The following is a 19,923-nucleotide window of genomic DNA, read 5'->3' on the forward strand; positions in this document are numbered from 1 at the left end:
CCGAGGGGGCGCCAACGAGGCGGGCACGTCGATGGAGCGACGCACCGCCCGCGCCGCCGCCCGCGGCGTTCCGCTCCCTCAGCTCCTCACGGTTGGAGCGTCATGATCCAGTCGCGCACGCACGCGATCTGCTCTTCCATGAGCGCCGCTTGGTTCAACGGCATCCGGTTACCGCATTTATTGGCGGCCGTGATCTTCGTGTAGATCGAGCTCATGTCCGGCTGACCCGGCACGAGCACCGAGCCGCCGCACGACCCGGACGGCTGGTTCTTGAGCATCGTCTCGAACCCCGCCGTCAGGGCGAGGCCCGAGGCCCTCGTGGTCGCGTTGTGGCAGTTTGTGCCGCCGCACGTGCCGACGATCAGCGCCGGAACGTCGCCGCAATCCGGCCCGCCGCCGGTGGTCGCGGTGGTGGCCGCCGCCTCGCCGCCGGTGGTCGCGGTGGTGGCCGCCGCCTCGCCGCCGGTGGTCGCGGTGGTGGCGCTTGTGGCGCCGCCGCCGCCGCTGGTCGCGCCGGTCGTCGCAGCGGCCTCGCCGGTGCCCTGGCCATCGCCGGCGCCGGCCCCGTCGCCGCCGGCGGCGTACTCGTCCTTGAAGTCGTCGTCGAGGGTCCCCGCGCAGCTGGCGAGCAGCGCGGCGCCGCTCATCAGCGCGGCAGCTGCGAGCGCGGCGCGCCCGTGAAAGGAAGCGATGAACGTCACGTACTACCTCACTCTCAGTGGATGTAAGCCCCGGCGAGCCGGATTCCAAGGTACTGGTCGGTGGCCCCGCCCGCGGCGTAGGCGTCGGTGAGCTCGGGCTGGAACGACGAGAAGAACCGGGCGTACTCGAGGAGCAGCCGCGCCTCGATCCCTGTCGCGACGGGGATGAGGACCCCGGCCGTCGCGCCGATGCCCTGCACGCTTGCCCCGGTGAACCGGTCGTAGACCGGGCCGGACGAGAGCGGCATCAGGTAATCGGCGCCCAGGGCCAGCGCGACCGGGCCGACCGGCACGCGCGCGTCGAGGCCGACCCGGAAGATCGTGTAGGAGACGTTCGGAACCGTGTTGGCGAGCGCCCCCTGCGCGTCGATCTCGAAGGTCAGGAACCGGAGCCCGGCCGAGATCCCGAGCACCGACGACTCGCCGATCGACAGCCGCTGCCGCAGCCCGAGGTTGATGCGCTGGTAGGTCGTGCTGATCGGGTCGCCGTCGCCCACCGCCGAGTTGAGGCCGAGCGCCTGCGCGTACCCGGCGGTGATCCCGAGGCCCTTGAGCACCGAGATGTCCGTCCCCGCGAGCGGGTACAGCTCTCCGGAGAGCGACAGCGCCGGCTGACCGAAGACGCCGTAGGGCCGGAGGTTCTGCGAGAGGGGATCGGAGTAGTCGAACCAGCGGCCGACGAACTCGAGGCCGAGCTCGACCGAGAAGAGCGCCGAGCGGACGTCGTTGCGCGTGCGCTTCGCGCCCCCGTCGTCCTTCTCGTCCTCGTCTGCCTTCTTCTCGCCGTCGCCGTCGCCGTCGCCGCCCTCGCCGCCGTCGCCGTCGTCCTTCTTGTCCTCCTCGACGGCGGGCGGGGGCGCGATCTGCGCCAGCGTCGGGCCGAGCAGATCTTCCAGCGCCCTCTTGCGCTCGTCCCTCGAGCCGCCCAGCGGCACCGCGCTGTCCACCTCGAGGTCGCCGGCGTTCTGGTCCACGTAGACGAGGTGGACCTCTTTCTTCTTCTTCTTGTTCGTCCGCGAGACGCCGTAGATCACCCCCTCGACCTTCGCGGCCTTGCCTGCCTTGCGAATGCGGTCGAGGGCCTTCTTCCGCTGGGCCTTGCTCACCAGGGCGTCCCCGACGGGCTTGGTCTGGCCGGCGCCCTTCAGCGACTTCGAGAACGCGGCGGGCTCGACGACCTCCAGCGTCTCCGGAACGAAGGAGAGAATGTCGTCGCGGATGGCATCCGCGTTGGGCCCCTCGATGTGAACCGCGATCGACGTCGACGCCTTGGGGGCGGCGAGCACGACGGGCGAACCCGCGAACGTGGCTACGGTCGCGGCGGAGAGCCCGAGGAGGATCCTCCCGCAGAGGCTCAAAGAGAGAGACAGCGTGGTGAACCGGGTGCGCTTGCGCACGGGCCTTTGGGGGAAGGTTGCGGCGTCAACTGAAGCTTGCACGCGCGCGAGCCTACAGGCGATGTCATGACAGAATCCAGCGTCTTTCGAGGGGCTCAGCATTCTTTCGAGCGACACGCAGTGTCGGTAGGAGACTCCGCTACAACCGGATTCCGAAGGCTCGCCGCGTCGCGGCCCGGCTTTCGCGACTGGCTTCAATGGAGTAAGAAAAGTCGTCGCACGATGCGCGGCGCCGCAACGCAACGCGACGCAAACCAGCGCGTCCCAGGCAGGGGGCAGATGGATCGGTCAAGAGGACGGCATCCCCGCGCGAAGCGCGGCCCCGGTGGCTGGCTGGGGCCCGCGACGATCGTCGTGACGGCGGCAGCCGCCTGCTCCGGCAGGCCCGTCGCCGGAACGGCGGACGAGCCTACGCGCTGCGCGGAGATCCGGCCGGGCGCCTCGCCGCTCCGTCGGATGACGCGCTTCGAGTACAATAACACGATCCGGGATCTCCTCGGCGATGACAGCGCGCCGGCCGACGCCTTCGTGATCGAGGAGGAGGCGCTCGGGTTCAACAACCAGGCGGCGGCGCTCGGCGTCACCGCGCTCCTCGGCGAGCAGCTCATGAAGGCCTCCGAGAAGATCGCGGAGCGCGCCGTCCGGGATCTCGAGAGGCTCCTCGAGGGGTGCGACCCGGCGGTGCAAGGGCCCGAGGTGTGCGCCGACGAGCTCATCGCGCGTTTCGGCAAGCGCGCGTTCCGCCGGCCCCTCGCGCCGCTGGAAGGCGAGCGGTTCGCGCGGCTCTTCGCCTGGGGGAACGACGAGCACGGCTTCTCGACCGGCGTCGAGCTCGTGATCCAGGGGATGCTCCAGTCGCCGCACTTCCTCTACCGTGTCGAGCTCGGCATGCCGGACCCGGTAGGGGACGGCGTGGTGCCGCTCTCCGATCACGAGATCGCCTCGCGGCTCTCGTACCTGCTCTGGGGCTCGATGCCCGATGACGCGCTGTTCGTCGCGGCCGACGCGGGCGAGCTCCGCACCGCCGAGCAGATCGCCGCGCACGCCCGCCGCCTGCTCGAGGAGCCGCGCGCCCGCGCCGCGGTCGCGAACTTCCATGCGCAATGGCTGCAGCTGTCGAACATCGACACCCTCACCAAGGACACGGCGGTCTACCCGGGCTTCCACGCCGGGCTCCCGGCGCTCTTCCGGGCGGAGACCGAGGCGTTCCTCGAGCACGTCGTGTTCGAGGACGCGGCCGGCGACGTGGCGACCCTGCTGACGGCGCCTTACTCGCTGATGAACGCCGAGCTCCGCGCGTTCTACGGGCTCCCGGCCCCGGCGGGCGGCGCCGGGGCGCCGGGCGAGCTCGCGATCGTGCCGCTCGATCCGGCGCAGCGCGCCGGCTTCCTCACCCACGCGAGCCTGCTCTCGGTGCTCGCGAAGCCGAACCAGTCCTCGCCCGTTCACCGCGGCAAGTTCGTCCGCGAGCGGCTGCTCTGTCAGACCTTGCCGCCTCCGCCGCCCGACATCGACATCCAGCCACCCGAGGTGCGGGGCGGGATCCCGACCCGCAGGCGGTTCGAGCGCCACGCGGAGGACCCGAGCTGCTCGAGCTGCCACCGGCTCATGGATCCGATCGGCTTCGGGTTCGAGCGCTACGACGGGATCGGCCTCTACCGCGAGGTCGACGAGGGCGTCCAGGTCGACGCGAGCGGCGAGATCGCCGGGAGCCGCGGCACGGATGGACCCTTCGACGGGGCGGTGGAGCTCGCGCACCGCCTCGCCGAGAGCGACGAGGTGCGCCAGTGCGTCGCGACGCAGTGGTTCCGCTTCGGCCATGGCCGCGCCGAGCAGGCGGAGGACGAGTGCAGCATGAACCAGATCCAGGAGGCGTTCGCCGAGGGCGGGTACAGCATCAAGGCGCTGCTCGTGGCGCTGACCCAGACGGACGCGTTCCGCTACCGCCGCAGGGGGCCGGGCGCGTGGGGTGAGCCGTGAGCGGCGCCGCGCGGCATCGCGCGTCGAGGAGGCGCCTCGACCGACGCACCTTCCTGCGCGGGGCCGGAGGGCTCGCCCTCGCGCTGCCCTTCCTCGACGCGATGGCCGGCTCGGCGAGCGCCGTCGATTTCCCGAAGCGGTTCGTCGTCTTCTTCACGGGCCTCGGCACGGTCAAGAACGCCTGGCAGCCGATCGGGACCGAGACGTCGTTCGAGCTCGGTGAGATCCTCGCCCCGCTCTCGCCCTACCGGGACAAGCTGCTCGTCATCGAGGGCATCGACATGGAGTCCGCCCACCACGGGCCGGGCGACTCCCACCAGCAGGGCATCGGACAGGCCCTCACCGGCACGGAGCTCCAGGAGGGGACGCTCTTCCCGTACGCCTGCGATCCGGCCGCGCGCGTCGGCTGGGGCGGCGGCATCTCGGTCGACCAGTTCCTCGCCGCGAAGCTCGGCGAGCGCACGAAGCTCTCGTCGCTCGAGCTCGGCGTCCAGGTCCAGTACGCCAACGTCTCGTCGCGCGTCTCGTACCTCGGCCCGGGCCAGCCGGTCCCGCCCGAGGACGACCCGCGCGCGGCGTTCGACCGGCTCTTCCTGGATCTCAGCGCCGACCCGGCGGACCTCGAGCGGCGGCGCGCCCTGCGCCGCCGGGTGCTCGGCAGCGTCATGGAGGACTACGGCTCCCTCGCGAGGACGCTGGGCGGCGAGGATCGACAGAAGCTGGAGCAGCACCTCGACGCGGTGAGCGAGATCGAGAAGCGCCTCGACGCGCCGGGGCTCCTCGGCGGCGCGTGCGCGCTGCCGGAGCTGGGCGAGCCGCTCGACGTCTACGCGAACGACGACTTCCCTGCGATCGGGAGGCTGCAGGCCGACCAGCTCGCGATGGCGCTCGCCTGCGATCTCACGCGGGTCGCGTCCATCCAGTGGAGCGCGACGCAGGCCGGGAAGGTGTTCACCTGGCTGGGCCAGTCGGACACGCACCACGCGCTCTCGCACTCGAGCCTGGGCGACGCGGACAAGCAGCGGCAGCTCATCGACATCGGGCGCTGGCAAGCGGAGCAGCTCGCGTACCTCCTCGGGAAGCTCGACGCGGTCCAGGAGGGCACGGGCACGCTCCTCGACAACACGCTCGTCCTCTGGTGCACCGACATCGCGCAGGGGCAGAGCCACGCGCGGCGCGACATGCCGTACGTGATCGCCGGCGGCGCCGGCGGGGCGCTCCGGACCGGGAGGTACCTGCGCTACGAAGGCGACCCCCACAACAATCTGCTCGTGACGCTGTGCAACGCGATGGGCGTGGACGTGTCGACGTTCGGCAACCCCGCGTACTGCACGGGTCCGCTGCCGGGCCTCCTGGCCTGAGCGCCGGGCGGGTGTTTTGGGCTTTTCGTCGCGCCCCGTTTTTGGCAAGTAGGCCCGCATGGGCGGCCTGCTGTCTTCCGGGAAGCCTCGCTGTGCGTCGCGGTCGATGCGCGCGGCGCGCCTCGTTCTTCGTCTCGCTCGTCTCGCTCGTCTCGCTCGTCTCGCTCGTCTCGCGCGCGCCGCGGCGCTCACGGGGGCGGTGTGCGGGGCGGGCGCGTGCAAGAAGCCCGCGGACGCGCCGGCGGACGCCGTGGCCGACGACGCGGGCGCGGAGGCGGCCGCCGCGGCGCTCACGGCCGCCGCGGGGGAGCCGGCGCCCGCGGTGACGGCGTGGCCGCCGAGCGACAAGCCGCTGCTCGGGATCACCGGCTTCGTGGCGACCGTCTACAAGGAGCCACGCGACACGTCGAAGAAGCTCGGCTACCTGCGCGTCGGCTCCAGGGTGCCCCGCGCCGCCGAGCCCGCCGGCACCGCCGGCTGCCCGGGCGGCTGGTACGCGATCGAGCCCAGCGGCTTCCTCTGCGTCGGCCAGGACGCGACGCTCGATCTCGACGACCCCCTCCTGAAGGCCGCCGGCCCCGGGCCGAACCTGAGGGCCGCGCTCCCGTACCGGTACGCCTTCGTCCGCGCCGTGCTGCCGCTCTACCTGCGCGTGCCCACCGCCGAAGAGCAGCGCAAATCCGAGTTCAAGCTCGACGAGCACCTCTCGTGGTTCGAGGAGAACAAGGCGACCGTGCAGCGGGTCATCCTCGGCGCGAACGACGTGGCGATCGACGCGCGCGGCGTGCCGCTGCCAGGCAAGCGGATCGGCGAGCTCGGCCTCGGGAAGAACTCGCTCGAGCTCGGCGAGGGCGCCCTGCTCGGCGCGGAGGGGGACAGCGACCCGATCCCGTTCTGGCTGGAGGGCGGCAAGCGCCTCATCCGCAACATCAGCGACTTCAAGGTGCCGGACTACGCGGTCTTCGCCGATCGCGCGCGGCGCTTCACCGGCCTGTCGCTGATCGGGTCGTTCCCGACCGGACCGGAGTCGCTGAACCGGCGGTTCGCGATCACGACCGATCTCCGGCTCGCGCCCGCCACGAAGATCAAGCCCGACACGGGCTCTCCCTGGCACGGCGTCGAGCTGAACGAGCAGCTCACGCTGCCGCTCGCGTTCGTCCGGGCGCGGAACGCTCGCGACGTCCAGATCCAGGGGGACAAGGCCACGCCGGGCAAGGAGCTCCCGTTCCGCGACGTCGTCCCGCTGACCGGGCGGATGCGCCGGATCGAAGGGGTGAAGTACTACCGCACGAAGGATCAGCGGTACGTGAGCCAGCTGGACGTCGGGCTCGCGGTCGCCCCGTCCGTGTGGCCCCAGGTCGCCGAGAAGGGCGAGAAGTGGATCGAGGTCTCGATCACGCACCAGACGCTCGTGCTCTGGGAGGGCAAGCGCCCCATCTACGCCACGCTGGTCTCGACAGGCCAGGCGGGGGTGGCCGACCCCAAGACCACGACCGCCACGGTGCGCGGCACCTTCCGGATGCGCAACAAGCACATCACGGCGACGATGGACTCGAACGAGTCGTCGAGCGTCGGCGGCCGCGCGGACACGACCGCCGACGCGCCCTCCGCGTCGCGCGGCGCGAAGCCGGACAAGGGCGGCTCGTCGAAGGAGCGCTCGTCGAAGAAGCCGGGCGCGAGCGCGGCGGCGAAGCCCGAGGCGGGCCAGAAGGCGGCCCCCCGCAAGGGCGACGGGGAGTACGGCGTCACGCGGCGCCGCGGCGAGGGGACCTACGCCCTCAAGGACGTGCCGTACATCCAGTACTTCGCGAGCGGCTACGCGCTCCACGCCGCATACTGGCACGACGTCTTCGGCACGCCGCGCAGCCACGGCTGCATCAACCTGTCGCCCGTCGACGCCCACCGGGTGTTCCTGTGGACCGAGCCCCCCGTGCCGCCGGGGTGGCACGCCATCAACACAGGCGAAGAGCTGGGCGAGGGTACCACCATCATCATCCATGAGTGAGGCGGTCACCCGCTTCGGATACGGGCCCATCTCGACGTTTTCGGTGCTCGGCGTACAGAAGTACGCCTCCGCGCCGAAAACGCCGATCTGGGCCCGTCTCCTGTGCGGGTGACCGCCGCGGGGCGCCGTCGGGATTAAGAGGGAGGGATGGGGGACGGCTTAGCGGCGGGGCGGGGCGGTGTGGAGGAGGTCGTCCAGGGCGTCGTCGGCGGAGGGGGTGAGGGTGTCGAGGAGCGCGGCGAGGTGGTCGTGCTGCTCGGGGGTGAAGGGGGGCATGCCGAAGCGGGCGCGCACGCCGGAGAGGCGTAGGGTGAGGCCGGCGCCGTGCTGGTAGCCGGCGATCCAGGGGCCGCGGGCGAGCTCGTCGCAGATGTGACGGAGGCGCGCCTCGAAGGCGGGGCGATCGGTGAGCGCGGCGGTGGGGGAGGGGGCGCGCCGGTCGAAATGATGGAGCGAGGCGGCGGCCTCGGTGGGCGCGCCGGCGATGGCCGTGAGGCCGGCGCGGAGGTCGTCGAGGAGGGGCGCGAGGCCGGTCCGGCGCACGAGCGCGCCGTCGAGACACATCTCCCAGAGCACGTGGGCGAACAGCGCCAGCCGCGGCGCGCCGAGCGCGGCGCCGCGCAGCGCCTCGGAGAGGCGGCGCTCCCCCTCCACGAAGACGGGGGCGGCGTGGAACCAGCGGTCGAGGGCGACGTGGTGATCGATGCCGGCCAGCACCTCGGCGAGGCAGGTCGTCGGGGCGTCGGGGCGCTCGGGCGCGCGCGCGGGCTTCACGCGCCGGTCCGCCATGCGCCAGAGGTCAGGGAGCATCGCGCCCGCGCCGGCGGCGACCGAGCCGAGGTCGCGCGCGGCGAGGTGCCGATGAAGCAGGAAGTTCATGCGTTCAGGATGGCGCCGCCGCCCGCGGCGGTCGACGGTGAACGGATGCAGCGCGGTCTCCCTCGCCTCTCGCTCTTCGAGTGGAACGATTCGCCGTGGTCTCCCGGTCCGCTGCGCGAGCTCATCATCGAGTCGCTGAGCCGGACGATCCGGTGGGGCGGCATGCTGCGCGGCCTGATCGCGCCGTTCCGGCGCTTCCTCGCCGCCTCGGGGGCGACAGAGGTCATCGAGCTCGGCGCAGGCGCGGCCGGGCCGTCGGAGGTGCTCATCGACGAGCTCCTCCGCGCGGGCGCGACGCCGCCGCGCTTCGTGCTCACCGATGTCCTGCCGCAGCCGGAAGCGTGGGCGGCAGCCGCCGCGCGGCACCCGTCGCTCGTCGCCTTCGAGCCCTCGCCGGTGGACGCGACGCGCATCCCGCGGGCGCTCGCCGAGGGCCGCGCGCGGCTGATGATCAACGCCTTCCACCATTTCTCTCCCGCGCTCGCGCGGGCGATCCTGGCGGACGCGGCGCGCGGCTCGTCCGGCATCTTCCTGTCCGAGGGGTTCGAGCGGAACCCGCTGGGGTTCTTGCCCATGGTGCCGGTCGGCGTCGCCGCGCTCGCCGCGAACCCGCTGCTCACGCGCCGATCCCGGGCCGCCAAGGCGTGGCTCACGTGGGCGACGCCGATCGCCGCGGCGGCCAGCGTGTGGGACGGCGTGGTGAGCACGCTCCGCGTCTACACCGAGGCCGAGCTGCGGGAGATGGTCGCCCCGCTCGGCGGCTCGTTCCGGTGGGAGTACGGCACCTATGAATTCCCGCTCTGTGGCAAGGGCTATTACTTCTTCGGCGTCCCGGCGGCGTGAGCTGCGCGAGCCCTGGCCCCGTGGTCGATCTCAACACGAGGGGGGTGAGGTGCTCACCTTCACGGGCGACGAGGATCTCTTCACCTTCATCACCCGCTGATCTTCTCGGACGCCGTGCCAGCCACACCGCCGTCCATCTCCCCACCGTCACTGCCCCCGCGTAGCCCCTCCTCGCCGGCCCCAGCGGTCCGGGCCCGCGACTTGCGCCGGCCGTTGCCTCTGCCTCTCTTGCTCGTGGTTCGTCGCAGCAGGTAGCCTAGGTAACGATGCAGGCCAGCGACCCGTTCGGCTGGGTGGGGTCGATCATCGACGGTCAGTTCGCTGTCGAGGCGCTGGCGGGCGAGGGTGCGTTCGGCGTCGTCTACCGGGCCCGGCACCTCGGCTTCGACGCGCCGGTCGCCGTCAAATGCCTCAAGATCCCGACGGGCCTGGGCCCTGAGCCGCAGGACGCCTTCCTCGCCAAGTTCCGCGAGGAGGCGCGCCTGCTCCACCAGCTCTCGCGCCGGACGATGGGCATCGTCCAGGCGCTCGACATCGGCGCTGCGGCCGCGCCGAAGGGGCCCTGGACGCCGTACATCGTCATGGAGTGGCTGGAGGGCGAGACGCTCGAGCACGATCTCAGGCGCCGCCGCGCCGAGAACCTGCCGCCGAGGAGCCTCGCCGAGGCGATCAAGCTCCTCGCGCCGGTCGCCTCCGCGCTCGCCGTCGCCCACGACGAGAACGTGTCCCACCGGGACGTGAAGCCGGCCAACCTGTTCCTGCTCGGCGACCGCATGAAGGTGCTCGATTTCGGCCTCGCCAAGGTCTTCTCCGAGACGCCGACGTTCGCCGAGGCGCTCGTCCAGACGGGACGAACGTTCCGCGCCTTCACGCCGCAGTACGGCGCGCCGGAGCAGTTCAGCCCGCGGTTCGGCGCCACGGGGCCATGGACCGACGTCTATGCGATGGCCCTCATCCTCGTCGAGGTCGCCAGCGGTCAGCCCGCCCTCTCCGGCAGCGACGTGATCCAGCTCTTCGTCGCGTCGAGCGACGAGTCGATCCGGCCGAGCTTCCGCGCCCGCGGGGTGAACGCGAGCGCCGACGTCGATGCGGTCCTCGGCCGCGCGCTCGCGATCAACCCCGCGCAGCGGTTCCACAACCTCGGCGAGATGTGGTCCGCCCTGGAGGCCGCCCAGCGCTCCAGCGTCGTCGTTGTGGCGCGCGACACCCTGCGCGCGCCCGGGTTCGGCCCGGACGGCGGCGCCGCGGACGACGACGCCGACAACGACCCCGACGGGCTGCTCGACTTCGCCGCCGTCCACCTGCCGCCGCTGCCTCCGCCGCCCGCGCTCTCGATCCCGCCGCCGTCGCGGCCGCCGGCGTCGCGGCCGCAGCGGCGGCCGCCGGAGAGCAGCGGGGGCCGGGGGAGCGTCAGCCCGGATCGGAGCGCGCCGAGGGGCCGGGCCGGCGTCCCGTTCGAGGGCGGAGAGCACCGGGTCTGCACCGTCCTGTTCGCCGATCTGTCCGAGGCGAACGCGCTCTCGTCGCGGCTCGATCCCGAGGACGTCAAGGACGTGGTCGATCGCTGCTACCAGGCGCTCGCGGAGCACGTCGAACAGATGCACGGGATCGTCGAGCGGCCCATCGGCGGGCGCGTCATGGCCGTCTTCGGCGTCCCGCGCTCGACCGACTGCGACGCGGAGCGGGCGATCGTCGCGGCGCTCGGCGCGCAGGCCGCGATCCCGCGCCTCACGCTGCCGCGCGCGGCGCGCTCGTTCCGCCTCTCGGTGCGGATCGGGATCTCGACGGGGCGGGTGTTCGTCGGCGCCGCGAGCTCGGCGCGCCAGGATCTCGCGGTCCTCGGCGACGCGGTGGACGTCGCCGCGCGCCTGCAACAGCTCGCGCCGCGCGGCGCGATCGTGATCGGCCGCGACACCCACCGCCTCGTCCTCGGGCGCTTCCGGGTCGAGCCCATCGAGGCGAGCGCGGACTCCGGCGCGGTCCGGGCGGCGCCGGCGTCGCCGGAGCCCGCCGCTCGCGGCGCGGCGCTGCCGATCTACCGCGTGCTCGGCGAGGCCCCGCTCCACCGCGCGTTCGCGCCGGCCGAGTTCCACGGGCTCGCGACGCGGCTCGTCGGGCGCGGCGCGGAGATGCAGCGCCTGCGCGATCTCGTCGAGACCGCCTTCCACGAGCGGCGGCCGCGCCTCGTCACGCTGGTCGGCGCGCCCGGCGTGGGCCGGACACGGATGCTCGCCGAGCTCATCGCGGGCCTCGGCGACGGGCCGGCGTTCGGCGCGCCCTCGTCCGAGCGCGGCGCCGCGTCCTCCCCGTCCGAGGGGCTGATCGTCCTCTCGGCGCAGTGCTCGGCGCTCGCGCGGGAGACGAGCTACGGGCTGGCCGGCGCGCTGCTCCGCCGCTGGTTCGGGATCCACGAGGCCGACCCGGCCCAGGTCATCCTGCGCAAGCTGCGCCGGGGCCTGCGCTGGCTCCGCCTGCGCACCGCGCGCGCCCGCGCCCGCGCCGAGCAGGAGGCCGCCGGCGCGGGGACCCGCGCTGCGCTCGGGGGCGCGTCGCCCATGGTGACCCGCGCGTCGACCATCCCCCTGCGAGGGCCGGTCAGCTCGACCGTGAGCGGGCGCAGGGCAGCCGGCGCGGTGCGGTACGAGGACGACGACGAGCTCGATCCATCCCCGTCGCTGGCGAGGTCGAGCGGATCGAGCGACCTCGAGGACATCCTCGCCCGGCTGGCGGCCATCCTGGGCGCGCGGCCTGCGCCTGCCGGGCTCCTCGAGGCCGCGGCGCGCGGCAGCGTGCTGGCGAAGCGCAGGATCGCCGCCGCGCTCGCGCAGCTCGTCACCTTCGCGCTCGAGCGGACGCCGATGGTGATCGTGTGCGACGACCTCCAGTGGGCCGACGACGCCACGCTCGACCTCATCGAGGAGCTCGTGGCGCACGCCGAGGGGCTGCCGCTCTGCGCGGTGTGCGCCGCGAGCCCCGAGCTCTACGAGCGCCGCCCGGACTGGGGCATCGCGAAGGAAGCCTACGTCCGCGTCGACGCGCTCCCGCTCGCGCGGCGGCACGCGGAGGAGATGATCCGGGATCGGCTCCGCGGCGTCTCGGAGCTCGACCCGGAGCTCGTGCGCGCGCTCGCCGAGCGCGCCGAGGGCAACCCGCGCACCGTCGAGGAGATGCTCCAGCTCCTCGTGGACGCCGGCGCGATCGAGGTGCAGGACGGCGCCTGGCGCGTGCGCGAGGACGCGATCGGCACGCTGAGCCTGCCGCCGTCGGTGCACGGCGTCGTCCAGGCGCGCCTCGATCGCCTCGACGCCGACGCGCGCGGGCTCCTCGCCCAGGCGGCCGTCGTGGGCCGGACCTTCTGGGAGGGCGCGGTGGAGCGCCTCCGGAACGACGCCCCGCAGGCGCGCTCGCCGATGTCGAGCGAGCGCATCCTCGCCGAGCTCCAGGATCTCGACCCGCCGTTCTCGGTGCGGCACGGCGCCGGCGCCTCCACCGCCGAGCTGCTCGCGCGCCTGTGCGATCGCCAGCTGATCCGGCTCCGCACCCCCGCGTCGTTCCCCGGCGAGCGCGAGTACGTGTTCGCGGAGCACGCCACGTGCGAGGTCGCCTACGAGATGCTGAGCCTCAAGATCCGGCGGCGGATCCACCTGCTCGTCGCGGACTGGCTCGAGCACCGCGCCCCGGACGCGGTGGCGCGCGACGAGGGCGCGGCCCTCCTCGCGCACCACTACGATCGGGGCGGCGATCTGCGGGCAGCCGCGGCGGCGTACGACCGCGCCGTGGCGTACGCCGCGGCGATCGGCGAGGGCGCCGAGGCGGCGCGCCACGCGGCGCGGGCCCGTGAGCTTTACGACGAGCTCGCGGCCGACGAAGCGTAGACGCGCGCGGCGCGGGTTCGGGGCGGAGCCCCGAGGGAGCTACCGCGCCTTGCGCTGCACCTTCGGCAGGCGCGCGCCGGATACGCGCAGCGCGTGGCGCAGGGCGTCCTCCAGCTCGCCGAAGGTCTCGAAGGTCCGCGCGTCGCTGCCGAGCTCCACGATCGCCTGCGCGACCCGGGGGGAGATGCCCGAGATGAGGCAGCGGCTGCCGAGCAGGCTCGCGGCCCGGGCCACCTGGAACAGGTGGTCGACGGTCGGCGCGTCCACGTCCTCCACGCCGGTCAGGTCGAGCACGGCGAAGTGGGCCTGCGTGCGGACGACCTCCCCGAGCAGCTTCTCCATGATCTGCGTGGCCCGGCCGCTGTCGAGCGCGCCGATGATCGGCAGCACGAGGACGCCCTCCCACGCCTGGATGATGGGCGTCGACAGCGCGCGGATCGCCTCCTGCTGCTGGCGCAGGACGCTCGCGGTCCGCTCGCGCTCGGCGTTCTCCTCGGCGAGCATCCGGTTCTTGCCTTCCAGCTCCTCGGCGTACGCCTCGAGGCGCTCGATCGACTGGCGCAGCTGGTCTTCGAGCCGCTTGCGGTCGGTGGTGTCCCGCATCGTCACGGCCACGCCGTCCTGGATCGGCACGACCTGGTGGTGCACCCAGGCGCCCGGGCGCGCCGGCTGGGTGGGCGGCGCGGGCAGGAAAATCTCCTCCGCGAGCGGCGTTCCTTTCCGGATGACGCGAAGGCACTTCTCGAGGAGGACGCCGGCCTCGACCGAGTGATCGAGCTCCGAGAGGCGCTGGCCGAGGAGCTGCTCGCGCTGCATCGACAGCATCGCCGCGGCGCGCGCGTTGAGGCCCGTGATCACGAGGTCGGCGATCTCCTCGCCCTCGTCGCGCCGGCACCTCATCGTGAGGAACGCGTCCATGCTGGCCTCGACGGCCGCGTGGAACCGCGCTTCGCTCTCCCGGCGCAGCTCCTCGGCGCGCCGGCGCTCGGTGATGTTCTCCGCCACGATGAGCACGTTCGTGACCTCGTCGGCGCCCCGGATCGGGCTGACGTGGTTCGCGTACCACGCTCGCCCGCCGTTCATCCCGACGCCGACCACCTCGTAGTGCGCCCGGTCGCCCGTCCGGAGCACGGTCTCCAGCGCCTCCTTCACGGTGGCGTGGTACTCCGGCGACGTGAAATCGTGGAGGCTCCGGCCGACGAGGCTCTCCTGATCGATCCCCAGAGGAGTCCGGTTCACGGAGACGATCCGCGCGTCCTTGTCGACGACGGTCAGGACGTGCGGGATGCCCTCGTAGAGCGCACGCAGCTTCTCTTCGGACTCGCGGAGCGCCAGCTCGGCGCTCTTGCGCCGCGTCACGTCGCGGGCGACGAAGTAGACGAGCCCCTCGTCGAGCGCGAGCATCGCGTTCCACTCGAGCCACCGGTACGAGCCGTCCTTGCAGAGGAAGCGGTTCTCGTAGGTGAGCGTCTGCGCGCCGGTCGAGAACGTATCGGTCTCCGAGAGGGTGCGCGCCCTGTCTTCGGGGTGGATGAACTCGACGTACGGCCGGTCCATCAGCTCCTGGCGGCTGAACCCGAGCGTGCGCTCCCACGAGGGGCTGAGCTCCCTGAAGCGTCCGTCGAGCGTCGCGATGCCGAGCATGTCGACGGCGAGCGCGTAGAGGCGCCGTTGCTCCTTGTCCTCCTCGCGCACCACCGCGCGCAGGATCGTCCCCGTGCCCTCGGTGAGGGCGAGCCGGGCGAGCTGCGTGTCGGCCTGGATGAACCCGCCGCCCGGTCGCCCGTAGAGCCATCGAAACCGCTGCGGCTCGCCGCGGCTCGCCGCGTCGATCCGCTGCTTCAGGCCTTCCGCCGAGGCGTGTCCATCGGGCTGCAGGAGCGGCGAGAGGCCCGTGAATTCGCGCCCGAGCAGGCCCTCCGTTGGCCCGGCGAGCAGCCGCACCGCGCTCGGGTTGGCGTCGATCACGCGGCCGTTCTCGAGGAGGAGGAGCGCGTCCTCGGCCGCCTCGAACGCGGCCCGGTAGAGATCACGATGGCTCATCGTTGGCGCCGCCTGGCGCCGGGAGTGTCCTGCTGCCGCGTTGTCCTCTCGAGCTCGATCGCCAATCCGCACCTCGAGCGGCCGCCTGCTTCCCCCTCTGCCGCCGCCAACGGCCATTGTGCAGGAAGCCTCGGTGGAGATCGAGAACCATGAGCCCGCTCTGTGCGTCGCCGTCGCGCGCGGAGCTGTTGTCTGCCTGCCACTTGCCGGCGACGACCTCTCGCGTGCCGCGCGCGTCGTGGTAGCGTTGTGCTGTGTCGGGGAGGTTTCCTGCTGCACGACCTGCTGGCGGGCCGCGCTCGCGCGGCGCGAGGGGGGCACGATGATCTCCGAGGCGTGCGGGCTCTGCGCCTGGCCGGTGAGCCTCGAGGTCGGGGACGTGCAGCGGCACAAGAGCGCGCTCATGGATGTGGCGCTGCAGATGCGCGCCGAGGGCAAGGATCCGCTCGCGCGCGTCGCCTTCCGGGGTGCGCTCTACTGGCAGCGCTGGCTCTTGACGAAGGAGCCGGGCCTCCATGAGGAGGCCCGGGTCGTCTCCGGTCTCGAGTTCGCCCGCGAGGCTGGCGACTGGAAGGAGGCCGATCTGCTCCTCGCTCATGTCGACAGGTCGAGCGCGCTCGCGGAGCTGCCGTTCGTCGATCACTGGAAGAAGCTCGTTGCGGAGCACTTGCCGGAGCAGGTCAGCGACGAGCACGAGCTCGAGGAGGCGTTCCAGGAGTTCCGGCGGCATCCCAGCGAGGCGGCCGCGGAGAACGTGCGTCGCTGTGCGACGGCGATCGCGCCGCTCGGGTCGCCGGTCCCGGTGCACAGCCTCCTTGCGCGGGTTGCGGTGGACCTCGGTCAGACCGAGGAAGCGGAGTTCCACCTCGCGGCGCTCGTCGTTTGCCGGCCGCTCTGGATCCCTTACGTCGTGCAGCTGGCCGAGCACCAGGCCAAGCTCGACCTCCCCCGCGCCCTCCGCACCATCGAGGCCGCGCGCCGCCTCTTCGGCCCCGACTTCTGGCTACCGCTTTAGTTACACGGCGGGGGCACGCGCCCCCGCCGCCCCGCCGAGCAAAGCTCGTCGGGGCCCCACCACCCCGCGAACCACACGAGCCGTTGGGGACGTGTTGTCGCTTCGGGCCTGACATTCGTCTCGGCTGGAAGCGTCTGTAGCGCCACGGAACACGCCTAACTCGCCTCGGAAATCAGGCGAGCGCCAGCGTCCGCATCCACCCGCTGATCCGCGTCCCCGCCGGCTTGGGCCACCCCATCCGCGCGAACCGCTCCAGGAGCTGCGGCGTGTGGTCCCCGGTCCGGCTGTCCTTGAACGACGCCCGCGCCGCGTCGAGCTCCCGCGCCGCCTCGTGGAACCGCCCCTCGTGGTACGCGAGCCACGCGAGCGTCAGGTGCCGGTGCTGCCGCGGCTCCGCCTCCGCGAGCGCCACCGCCTCGCACGCGATGAGGTGCTCGCGCGCCTGCTCCGCGTCCCCGCGGTGGAGCGCGATCTGCGCGAAGAGCAGCCGCGCCTCGACGAGGCCCCACGGGTCCGCGAGCGTCTCGTAGATCCTGCCGGCCGAGAGCGCGTGCTCCTCGGCGAGCTCCGGCGCGCCCGCGTCGAGCGCGGCCATCGAGAGGAGCCGCTCGCACCCCGCCTCGCCGCGCGGGTTCGCGAGATCGCGGAAGCTCTGCCGCGCCGCGAGCGCGCCCGCGCGCGACGCCTCGAAGCGGCCGAGGCGGTGATCCACGTGCGAGAGCGTCAGGTCGCACTGCGCGAGCCCGAGCCGGTAGCCGATCGCGTCGAAGTTGGCGCGCGCCGTCGTGAGCAACGATCGCGCCGCCTCCGAGAGCGCCCCGGCCTGCTCGACCATGCTCTGGAGCAGCAGGCACTGCGCTCGGCCGAGCCGATCGCCGACCTCGAGAAAGCGCGCCTCCCCCGACGCGAGCACCGCCCGCGCCCGCGCATGCTCGCCGAGCTGGTAGTCGATCTCCCCGAGCAGCACCTCGCACTGCGCCTGCCCGTGACGGTGGCCGATCTCGTCGAAGATCGCGTGCGCGCGCGCCACGAGCCGCCGGCCCTGCGCCTCCGCGCCGACGTCCGACGCGATGTGCCCGAGCAGGCGCAGGCAGTGCGCCTGGTTCTCCCGATCGCCGGCGTGCTCGAAGATGCGCCGCGCGTCCTCCGCGTCGCGCCGCGCCTCCTCGAGCCGCCCCGCCAGCCGCAGCGCCTCGGCCCGGAAGCGCAGCTGCGTCCCGAGCCGCGTCCCCGTCAGCGCGGGCCGCGTCTCCACGCCGCCCCGGAGGCCCGGGCGCGAGTCGCTGCCCCCGGGCAGCTTGCCGTCGAGCACGGCGAGATCGCGCAGCGTCGCGGCGATGTCGCGCGAGCTCTGCCAGTGCGCCGCCACGTGCGCGTGCATGAGCGCCGCCGCCTCGTCGGTGTCGCCGGCGCGCAGCAGGCTGACCACCCGGTGCCGGAGGATGCGGCGGCTCGACGCGGCCGGGTGCGCGCCGAGCGCGTCGGCGGCGGCGCGGAAGACGCGGGCCGCGTCCGGCTCGAGGAACAGCTGCGAGAGGAGGTGCTCCTGGAGCAGTGCGTGCGGCCAGCGGAGGCGATCGCCCACGGCGAGGAGGATCTGGGCGCGCTGCATGGCCGCGATCGCGCGGTCCGCGGGGATGTCGAGCGGGGTGAGCAGCGCGCGCAGGATCTCGCGCCGGATGTCGCCGCCGAGCGCGGCGGCGGCGCGCGCGCCGGCCCGGAGCTCCTCGGGCAGGGCCGCGAGCCGCTCCTCCCAGAGGTCGGCGGTGGTCGCCGCCTGCACGGCCATCGACGCCTTCGGCACGAAGTACTTGCCCGCGCGGAGCTGCAGATGGCCGCCGCCCGCCCACGCGTGCAAGAGCTGCAGCGCGAAGAGCGGGTTCCCCTTGCAGCGGGCCGTCGCCGCCTCGGCCGCGGCGTCGTCGAGCGGCAGCGTCTCCCGGAGCAGCGCGTGCGTCTGCGTGGGGTTCAGCGGGGCGACGTCGAGCCGCTCCCCGCCGTAGGCCGCGAGCGCCCCCTCCACCCGCTTCGCCGCGACCGGATCGCTCTCGACCGCCTCGCTCCGGACGGTCGCGACGACGAGCAGGCCGAGGTTCGGCGCGTCGCGGTGGAGCGTGAGGAGCCCCTCGAACGTCGTCGAGGACGCGTAGTGCAGGTCGTCGAGCCAGAGGAGCACCGGCCGGTCGCGGCCGATCCGCTCCAGGGTCTTGCGGATGATCAGCCAGCGCAGCTCCGGCCGGTCCAGCCGGAAGCGCTTCCCCGTCGGACCGACCGCCTCGCTCCCCGGGGGCGACGGCTTGATCCACTCGGCGGTCGCCGCGACCCACGTCTTGCCGACCTCGTCCTCGGGCGGGACCTCCCAGAGGTTCATCAGCACCTTCTCGACGATCTCGCGCTCGGCCCGCTCCAGCCGGTAGTGCTGGGTCACCGCGCCGAGGACGCCGTCGAGCGGCGCCGCGATCCGCCGGTAGCGCGCGCGGAGCGGCACCATGAACGCCCGCTCGTGGACCTCCTCGCAGAGCCACTCGGCCAGCCGGCTCTTGCCGACGCCCGCCTCGCCCGCGAGCAGGACGAACCGGTGCATCGCCTTCGGCGCGTCGACCATCTCGGCCACGACCTCCATGAGGCGCGCCCGCTCGCCCGTCCGGGCCACGAACGGGCTCGGCCGGAGCGCGAGCAGGCCGGTGGTCGTCACGGACGGCGGCGGATCGTCGTCTGGAGGCTCGATCAGCTCGGGGGTGAGCAGCTCCTTGCGGCTCGGGGGAAGCCGGCCGCTCGTCAGCAGGGCGAGCGGCAGCGGCGTGGCGGTCACGTTCACGTCGCTGCGCGGCTCGAACCGCTTCCAGACCCGCCGCGCGTCGCCCGCGAAGTCGAAGCGGTGCCAGGGCCGCTTCGCGAGCAGCCGCTTCACGAACTTCGCGACGTCGCCCGGCACCTCCGGGGGCAGCGGCAGGTCCGGGACCGGCGCGCTCCGGTGCTGCTGGAGGAGCTCGTCGTTCGTGCCGTCGTAGACCTCGCCGCCGGCGAGCAGGGCGTAGAGGATGCAGCCGAGCGCGTAGAGGTCCGTCGCGGACCCCACGTGCGGCGCCGCGAAGCGGATCTGCTCCGGCGCCATCCAGCCCGGGGTGCCCGCGCCCCAGCGCACGGTGGGCTCGCTCTCCCTGGAGCCGTCGAGCCGGTGATCGACCCGGTCCTGGATGAGCCACGCGAGCCCGAGGTCGAGCACGTGCACGAGCGGCGGCTCGCCGCCGTGCTGGAGGTCGACGAGGACGTTGGACGGCTTCAGGTCCCCGTGGATCACCCCGCGCGCGTGCGCGTGCGCGAGCGCGCCGAGGACCTGGTCGATGACGCTCCAGATGATCGGCCAGGGCAGCGGGTCCTCGAGCCGGGCGAGGTAGAGCCACTCGTGGAGCGACCTCCCCGGGACGGCGTCCATCACGAGGTAAGGCGTCCCGTTGCTGAGCGCGCCGAAGTCGCGGGCCTTCACGAGCGCCGGGTGCGAGAGGCCGGCGAGCGCCCGGGCTTCCTCCTGGAACCACCAGGCGTCTTCGGGGCGCGCGGCCGCGCCTGGCCGGTCGAGCAGCTTCACGGCGACGCGCTCGTCGATCACGAGATCGCGGCAAAGATAGACGACCCCCATGCCGCCGCGCCCTAGCTCGCGGCGGACCTGGTAGCGACCGGCCAGGATCGTGCCCGGTAAAAAGCCTTCTTCGGACATGGCGGTGAGCGGTCCGATGATAGCCGTGCCGGCCGGGCCCGGTAGACTCGATCTCGCTCGGGCGCTCCCAGGTCGCTCGGCCCCAGTTCGTCGTGTCGCGGCAGCG

The 19,923-nt window shown here is 73.1% G+C and carries 11 protein-coding genes; 6 read left to right on the plus strand and 5 right to left on the minus strand.

From position 1 onward, the window contains the following. Window positions 1-86 precede the first annotated feature (86 nt). Together WMF28_RS14265 and WMF28_RS14270 are read right to left on the minus strand one after the other, a co-directional pair. Entirely contained in the window at window positions 87-701 is a 615-nt protein-coding gene (locus tag WMF28_RS14265; RefSeq protein WP_437602766.1) for a hypothetical protein, read from the minus strand. Window positions 702-715: 14 nt separating this feature from the next. Then, window positions 716-2,098 (minus strand): hypothetical protein, encoded by a 1,383-nt coding sequence (locus WMF28_RS14270; RefSeq protein WP_437602767.1) that lies wholly within the window; start codon window positions 2,096-2,098, stop codon window positions 716-718. Between the two features lie 354 nt (window positions 2,099-2,452). On the opposite strand from WMF28_RS14270, the gene WMF28_RS14275 reads away from it, so the two are divergent. The 3 genes from WMF28_RS14275 (at window position 2,453) to WMF28_RS14285 (ending at window position 7,444) form a co-directional block, all read left to right on the plus strand. Continuing rightward, window positions 2,453-4,078: a DUF1592 domain-containing protein gene (locus tag WMF28_RS14275; protein ID WP_437602768.1), complete on the plus strand. Its 1,626-nt coding sequence runs from the start codon at window positions 2,453-2,455 to the stop codon at window positions 4,076-4,078. Beyond that, a complete protein-coding gene (locus tag WMF28_RS14280; protein ID WP_437602769.1) occupies window positions 4,075-5,439 on the plus strand; it encodes a DUF1552 domain-containing protein in 1,365 nt (454 codons plus the stop codon). Before WMF28_RS14275 ends, WMF28_RS14280 begins: the two co-directional genes overlap by 4 nt. Before the next feature lie 199 nt (window positions 5,440-5,638). Then, window positions 5,639-7,444, plus strand: coding sequence for a L,D-transpeptidase (locus tag WMF28_RS14285; RefSeq protein WP_437602770.1), 1,806 nt, complete (start codon window positions 5,639-5,641; stop codon window positions 7,442-7,444). Between the two features lie 159 nt (window positions 7,445-7,603). Here the strand turns inward: WMF28_RS14285 and WMF28_RS14290 are convergent, their stop codons facing one another. Next, entirely contained in the window at window positions 7,604-8,323 is a 720-nt protein-coding gene (locus WMF28_RS14290) for a hypothetical protein (RefSeq protein ID WP_437602771.1), read from the minus strand. Between WMF28_RS14290 and WMF28_RS14295 the strand changes: the two genes are divergently transcribed. After that, entirely contained in the window at window positions 8,306-9,166 is an 861-nt protein-coding gene (locus tag WMF28_RS14295) for a hypothetical protein (protein ID WP_437602772.1), read from the plus strand. The genes WMF28_RS14290 and WMF28_RS14295 overlap by 18 nt on opposite strands. Before the next feature lie 266 nt (window positions 9,167-9,432). Continuing rightward, entirely contained in the window at window positions 9,433-13,041 is a 3,609-nt protein-coding gene (locus WMF28_RS14300) for a protein kinase domain-containing protein (protein ID WP_437602773.1), read from the plus strand. A 39-nt stretch (window positions 13,042-13,080) separates the two neighbouring features. Here WMF28_RS14300 and WMF28_RS14305 read toward each other — a convergent pair whose 3' ends face one another. Continuing rightward, window positions 13,081-15,084, minus strand: coding sequence for a PAS domain S-box protein (locus WMF28_RS14305; protein ID WP_437602774.1), 2,004 nt, complete (start codon window positions 15,082-15,084; stop codon window positions 13,081-13,083). Between the two features lie 322 nt (window positions 15,085-15,406). Here WMF28_RS14305 and WMF28_RS14310 point away from each other — a divergent pair, with 322 nt between their 5' ends. Next, a complete protein-coding gene (locus WMF28_RS14310) occupies window positions 15,407-16,099 on the plus strand; it encodes a hypothetical protein (protein ID WP_437602775.1) in 693 nt (230 codons plus the stop codon). Window positions 16,100-16,271: 172 nt separating this feature from the next. On the opposite strand, the gene WMF28_RS14315 is transcribed toward WMF28_RS14310, so the two are convergent. Further along, window positions 16,272-19,817, minus strand: a complete 3,546-nt coding sequence (locus tag WMF28_RS14315) for a protein kinase domain-containing protein (protein ID WP_437602776.1) — start codon at window positions 19,815-19,817, stop codon at window positions 16,272-16,274. Window positions 19,818-19,923 lie beyond the last annotated feature (106 nt).

This window comes from Sorangium sp. So ce590 (assembly GCF_051521365.1).
In the GTDB taxonomy this organism is placed as follows: domain Bacteria; phylum Myxococcota_A; class Polyangia; order Polyangiales; family Polyangiaceae; genus Sorangium.